The sequence below is a fragment of the Kitasatospora sp. DSM 101779 genome (assembly GCF_025655475.1).
GTDB lineage: Bacteria > Actinomycetota > Actinomycetes > Streptomycetales > Streptomycetaceae > Kitasatospora.
In genome coordinates this window covers 6,892,676-6,898,999 of the sequence record NZ_JAHTIK010000001.1, presented here as the reverse complement: position 1 = coordinate 6,898,999, position 6,324 = coordinate 6,892,676, and the positions used below count along the sequence as shown (strand labels likewise).

The 6,324-nt window shown below is 77.1% G+C and carries 3 protein-coding genes; 1 reads left to right on the top strand and 2 read right to left on the bottom strand.

Annotation, left to right across the window (positions count from 1 at the left end):
• Positions 1-133: 133 nt before the first annotated feature.
• A complete protein-coding gene (locus KSNIM_RS31295) occupies positions 134-2,452 on the bottom strand; it encodes an ATP-binding protein (RefSeq protein ID WP_263106486.1) in 2,319 nt (772 codons plus the stop codon).
• Positions 2,453-2,666: 214 nt separating this feature from the next.
• The gene (locus KSNIM_RS31290) at positions 2,667-5,327 is read right to left on the bottom strand and encodes a BTAD domain-containing putative transcriptional regulator (protein WP_263106485.1); all 2,661 of its coding nucleotides are present in this window, start codon (positions 5,325-5,327) and stop codon (positions 2,667-2,669) included.
• Between the two features lie 194 nt (positions 5,328-5,521).
• On the opposite strand from KSNIM_RS31290, the gene KSNIM_RS31285 reads away from it, so the two are divergent.
• Positions 5,522-6,324 (top strand): AfsR/SARP family transcriptional regulator (locus KSNIM_RS31285; protein WP_263106484.1); only part of this gene is annotated, 803 nt, incomplete at its 3' end.

Below are 6,324 nucleotides of genomic sequence, written 5' to 3'. Positions count from 1 at the left end.
CACCGGCGCCGGTGGCCGGACGACCGCGACGGACGGGGTCGGGGCCGAGGCGTCCTGGTGACCCGCCGGGATCCGGCCCGGGCCGACGGCCGCCGGTCCCGGCCGGCCGGAACGCCGCGGAGCAGCGCGCGGCCTACCTGTGCGGGACCGGGCCGCGGCCGAGGGGGCGCCGGGTGTCCGGGTCGGTGCGGCTGTCCTCGCTGAGCCCGCTGAGCGCCTCGGTGAGCAGTTCCCGGGCCTCCGCGGCGCGGCCCTGCTCGATCAGCGCGGTGCCCAGTTCGGTCAGGGTCTTGGTCATGCTGTCGGGCCGGCCGGCCTCCTCGTAGTGCACGAGGGCCTGCCTGTAGGCCGTCTCGGCGGCCGACCAGTGCTTCAATGCCGCGCAGTCCAGGCCCAGTTCGTGCGCGGTCATGGCGGCCAGCAGATGCATCGGCGGCGAGGGCCGGCGCTCCACCAGTTCCAGCGCGCTGGCGAGGACGCGTCGGCGGGTGCCCATCGCTTCCTCCGCCCGGTCGGACTCGCGCAGGCAGGTGGCGGTGACGCGCATCGCGACCAGCCGGCCGATCGCCGCCGAGCGGTTGTCGATCCGGGCGAACGCGTCCGCCGCCCGCTGGAGGGCGTCGAGGGCCTCGTGGTGGCGTTGCAGGTTGCGCAGACCGGTGGCGAGGTAGACCAGCGCCCAGCCCTGCTGTTCGCGGTCGCCCAGCTCCTGCGCCAACCTCAGCCCCTCGGAGGCCAGTTCGATGCCCCGCCGGTACCTGTGCAGGCAGGTGACGTAGGTCCAGGCGAGGTAGTTGACGTGCACGGTCTCGGCCTGCCGGTCGCCGAGCGCGCGGGCCGCGTCCACCGAGAGCTGGAACACCTCTTCCCAGATGCCCCAGCTCATGAGCCGGTCGGAGAACCAGTGCACGGCCTCGGCGGTGTCGATCACTTCGCGGTGGTGTCCGGTCCGCTGCGCCAGGTGCAGGGCGGCCAGCCAGTCGGGGTGCTCCCGTTCCAGCCACTGTCCCGCCTCGGCGGTCCCGGTGTCGTCCTCGGCGTGCTCGGGGTCGAACCGCAGCCCGCAGGCGATGGTGCGGCCGAGCAGCAGGCGGGCGGCCCGGTCACGGGCCTGTGCCACCTCCTCGGCCGTCTCGTCGACGGTCAGCCGCTCGCCGGCGCAGAGCCGTACCAGGTCGTGCAGCCGGTAACGGTCCGCGCCGAGCGCCTGGACCAGGCCCGCGTCGGCCAGTTGCTCCAGGAGCAGTTCGGTGCGGCCCTCCGAGAGGCCGGTGTGGGCCGCGGCGACGGCTGCCGTAAAGTCCGGTCCCGCCGTCAGGGCGCAGCGCCGGAGTACCAGCCGGGACTCGGCGGGCAGCCGGCGGTAGGACAGTTCGAAAGCGGGGCGGATCGCCAGGTCACCGGTCTGCAGCAGGTCCAGGCGGTTCTCCTCCGCGGCCAGTTGGCGCACCAGGTGGGCGACGGTCTGCTGTGGCCGGGCGACCAGTCGCTGCCCGGCGATCCGCAGGGCCAGCGGCAGGTAGCCGCACAGCCGGGCCAGTTCCGCGGTCGCGTCCGGTGCGGCCTCGATCCGCTCGCGGCCCGCGATCCGGGCGAGCATGTCTGCCGCCTCGGCCGCGGTGAGCACGTCCAGGCTCAGCCGGCGCACCGACTCCAGCCCCGGCAGCAGGTTGCGGCTGGTCACCATGGTCACCGTCGGCCCGGAGCCCGGCAGCAGCGGGCGCACCTGGCCTTCGTCGGCGGCGTCGTCCAGGACCAGGAGCAGCCGCCGCTCGCGCACCAGTGCCCGGTAGAGCCCCGCCCGTTCCTCCGCGCCGACGGGCACGGCCGCGTCCCGGACCCCCAGGGCGCGAAGCACCTGGCCGAGGGCGTCGTGCGCGGACAGGGGCTGCGCGGACATGCCGCCGAGGTTGAGCGAGAGCTGGCCGCCGGGAAAGCGCCCGGCCAGGACGTGGGCGGCGTGCAGGGCGAAGGCCGTCTTGCCGAGACCGGGCTGGCCGTTGACGAGCACCACGCGGGGGTGCGCGGGCAGGTCCTCCGAGGCGAGGGCGACGAGTTCTGCGAGCACGTCCTCGCGGGCCGTGAAGTCGGCGATGTCGCGGGGCAGGGCGAGGGAGCTCTGCCCCTCGCCGACAGCCGGCGCCCGGAGCGCCGAGCCGTGGTCCTCGACCGGGGCGGGTTCGGGCCGCACGCTGCGAGGACGCCCGGACTGGGCGGCCCGGTCCAGCGCCCGGGCCCGGTCGTCCGCCAGGTGCAGGGCGGCGGCCAGCGCCCGGACGGTGCGGCGCTGCGGCCCGCGGGTGCGGCCGCGTTCCATGTCGCCGAGGGCGCGCAGGCTGACACCGGCGGCTGCGGCGAGCTCCTCCTGGGTCAGACCCGCCGCCGTCCGGTACCCGGCCAACAGCCGGCCGAACTCGCCCGCTTCGGTCCTGCCGCCGTCCCCAGCCGCCATGCCCCGTCTCCCGCCCATCCGGTCACGCCGTGCCCGCACGCGTGCGTGCGTTCGGCACTTCTGCCTGAACAGGCAGAAGTATCCATGGGCGTTCTGCTTGCAGAACCGCCGGTGGTTCCTCACCCGGTTCTGCCTCTTCTTTTCCCCAAAACCGCCGGTGCCCGGGTGCGGTGGGGCGCGCGGGGCCGCGTCGGGGCGGGTGGGGCGGGCCGGGTCAGGGGGCGGCGGTCGGCGTTGCTGCCCGCCGAGGGGGCACGGGGCCCTCGAGGCCCCGGCCGATCGCGCCCAGCAGGTCTGCGAGCAGTTCGTTGGCGCGCTTCTCGGCCGCGGGAACGCCGGCGGTCCGGCCCAGGGCGACCGCGAGCCGGGCGGAGGAGATCGCGGCTTCGCGCCGACCGAGCGCGTGCAGGGCCCGGGCGCGGCTGTGGAGCGCCAGGACGGCCGCGGCGTCCTCGGAGCGGGTGGTGGCGGCCCGGACGGCCTCGTCGGCGTGAGCGAGGGCCGGACCCGGTTCCCCGGCCATGACCAGGGCGTCGGCGAGGCCGGTCAGTGCGGGCACCAGCAGGTGGGCGGTGGGCGGGGTGCGGGCGGCCTCCACCAGGTGGACCAGCATGGGCAGGGCCCGGCAGTGCTGCCCGGTGCGCAGCAGCGCGGCGGCCACCCGGCTTCGGCAGTCGTGACGCAGGACCTCGTCCCCGGCCCGGTCGGCCGCCGCGACTGCGAGCTCCAGTTGGACGGCGGCCGCGTGGTGGGCAGCCCGCACGGTGTGGAGGACGGCGAGGTCCGTGCCGAGCCGGGCGACGGCCGCGTCGTCGTTCCCGGCCCGGGCTGCGCGCAGTCCGGCCTCGGCGACGGTCCGCCAGTGGGACCGGTCGTGGTCGGTCTCCTCGTGGAGCAGGGCCGTGCGGTGGGCGAGCCGCCAGGTGCCGGAGGCCGGGCCGTTGCGCTCACCGAGGAGCACGAGGGCGCGCAGGCCGCCCTCCTCCTTCTCGAACGCGCCCCTGATCGACGCCGGCCCGCCGTCCGCGGCGCACGCGGCCGTCCAGTCGGCGGTGACGTCCAGGTAGTGGTCGATCAGCCGGTCGAGGGCGGCGGACCGTTCGTCCCGGCCGAGCTCGGCGGCGTACCGGGCGGCGTAGCGGCGCACCGATTCGCGCCTGGTGTAGCGGCCGGGGGCCGCCTCGTCCAGCAGGTGGACCGCGTCCAGTTCGGCCAGCAGGGTGCGGGTGGCGGTGCGCGGGGTGCCGGCGAGGGCGGCCGCAGCTCCGGTGTCGATCACCTCTCCGGGGTGCAGGCCCAGCAGCGCGAACAGCCGGGCCGCGGGGGGAGCCAGCGTCCGGTGTGTCCGGTCCAGGGCGGCGACCAGGCCGGCCGGGGCAGCCGCCGGTCCGCTGCCGGCCCCCGAGAGGGCTGTCAACCCCGCCTCCGGGTCGGCGAGTTCATCGGCGAGAGCGCTCGCCGACCAGTCCGGCCGGGCGGCCAGCCGGGCGGCGGCCAGGCGCAGGGCGAGCGGCAGGCGCTCGCAGCGTTCGATGAGTTCGGCGACGCCCGGGGCGTCCTCGGCCCGGTCCGGCCCCCAGGCGCCGGCGAGCAGCGTGACGGCGTCCTCGTGGGTGAGGGCGCCCAACGGCACCGGGACGCCGCCCTCGTGGACCAGCAGGCGGTGCAGCCGGCTGCGGCTGGTGACGACGGCGACCGGAGTCGGCCCCGCGCCTTCGGCGCCGGGCGGCGGCGGGTCGGGCAGGAGCGGGAGGATCTGTTCCCGGGAGGCCGCGTCGTCGAGCAGGACCACCATCCGCCGGCCGGCGACGAGTTCGCGGTAGCGGCGGGAGCGTTCGGCCGTCGACGCGGGGAGGTCGTCCGGGGCGACGCCGAGCGCGGTGAGGAAACCGCCCAGGACGTCGGCGGGTTCCCGTGGCCCGGCCGGGCCGAACCCGCCCAGGGCGGCGTCCAGGATGCCGTCCGGGAAGTGCCCGGCCCGCTGCGCGGCCCAGTACCGGACCAGGGCGGTCTTGCCCGCCCCCGCCGGGCCCGTGACCAGGACCGGGCGGCCGGTCCGGGCGGCGGGCAGCGCCTCGTCCAGCCGGGCGAGTTCGAGGCTTCGGCCGCAGAAGTGGCGGTCGGGCACGGGGGGCCGGGCGACCGGGGGTGTTCCCGTGCCGCGCGGGCGCGCCCCGGGCGGCCCGGCGGGGCGGACCGGCATGCGGTCGAACCGCTCCCGCGCCTCCAGGTGCCGCCCGTCCTGCTGAAGGCAGCGCACCAGCATGGTGGCCAGGGTCCGCCGGGACGGGTGGGCGTCGGCGACCTCGGTCAGCCGGGCGACGGCCTCGCCGCCCCGGCCGGCCCGCAGCAGGTTCTCGGCCAGCCGTTCCAGCGCGTCGAGCCGCAGGCCGGTGAGGTGCGGGAGCTCCCGTTCGCGCAACCGGACCGAGCCGCAGTCGGCGAGCGCGGGCCCTCGCCACAGGTCCAGCGCGGTCCGCAGCAGCGGAACGGGGCCTCCTCCCCGGGCCGCCGCGGCGGGGCCGACCGGCTCGCCCGGCAGGGCCGCCGTCTCCTCGCAGAGTCGGGCGAAGCGCAGGACATCGACCCTCTCGGGGTCACCGGCCAGCAGGTATCCGGAGCCCCGGGTCTCCAGGGCGAACCCCGGCCCGTCCAGCAGTCGGCGCAGTGCGGCGACGTGTCCCTGCAGGGCTGCCAGCGCGGTGGGCGGCGCGGCGCCGTCCCAGACCAGTTCGATCAGTTCGCCGGTGGACACCGTCCGGTTGAGGTTCACGGCCAGGGCGCAGAGCAGCGCCCGCCGTTTCAGTGCCGAGGGCGTCACGACGGCGCCGTCCGGCCGCCGCACGACCACGGGCCCCAGCAGATCGATGTGCACGCGTCTCTCCCCGTGCCGGGCCCTTCCGGGCCTCCCCCCGGCATGTCCGCCCACCGCGGGCCCCCGCCGGTCGCTCCCGTGCCCGCCGCGTCCACCGGCTGGGCCGTGACACATCCCGGACAAGTACGCACACTACACTGCGTCCCCCGGCGCCGACCTGTGGCGCCGGACGGCGGGGACAGTGGGGGTGAGGGGTGCGGATCCGGCTGCTCGGGCCGGTGGAACTGCGGACCGGACCGCCCGGTTTCACCACGGTGTCGGGGGCCCAACGCCGGGCGGTGCTGGCGCTGCTGGCGCTGGAACTCGGACGTGTCGTGCCCGTGGAGCGGCTCTGCGAGGTGCTGTGGGGCAACCGGCCGCCGACCAGTGCGCGGGCGGCGGTGCAGGGGCACGTCGCCGCCCTGCGCAAAGTCCTCGTCGACACCCCGTTCGACCTGCACACCCGGGCCGGCGGCTACCTGCTGACGGGGCCGGCGGACGATGTGGACGCGCTGCGCCTGGACGCGCTGGCGGCCCGTACCGCGGGACCCGCCGCCGCAACCGGCCCGCTCGACGACGCCGAGGCGGTGGCCCTGCTGGAGGAGGCTCTGCGGCTGTGGCGCGGCGAGGCCCTGGCCGACCTCCCCGACACCCCGCTGCGCACCGCCCTGGTGGACCACCTGAACCGGACCCGCACCGACGTGCTGCTCCGCTGGGCGTCGCTGCACCTGCGCCGGGGCACCGGGGCGGCCGCCGTCGCCGTGCTGGAGCAGCACGTGCGGACGGACGGGCTGCAGGAGGAACTGGTGGCGCTGCTGATGCGCTGCCTGCACCGGGCCGGACGGCCGGCGGACGCGCTCACCGCGTACCACCGGACCCGTCGGCGGCTGGACCGCGAACTGGGCATCCGGCCCGGCCCCGCCCTGCAGGCCGCACTCGACGAGGTGCTGTCCGACGACGGCCCGGAGCGGCCGGCCGGAGCGGCCGCCCCGGCCGGGCCCACCGTGCGCGTCCCCGG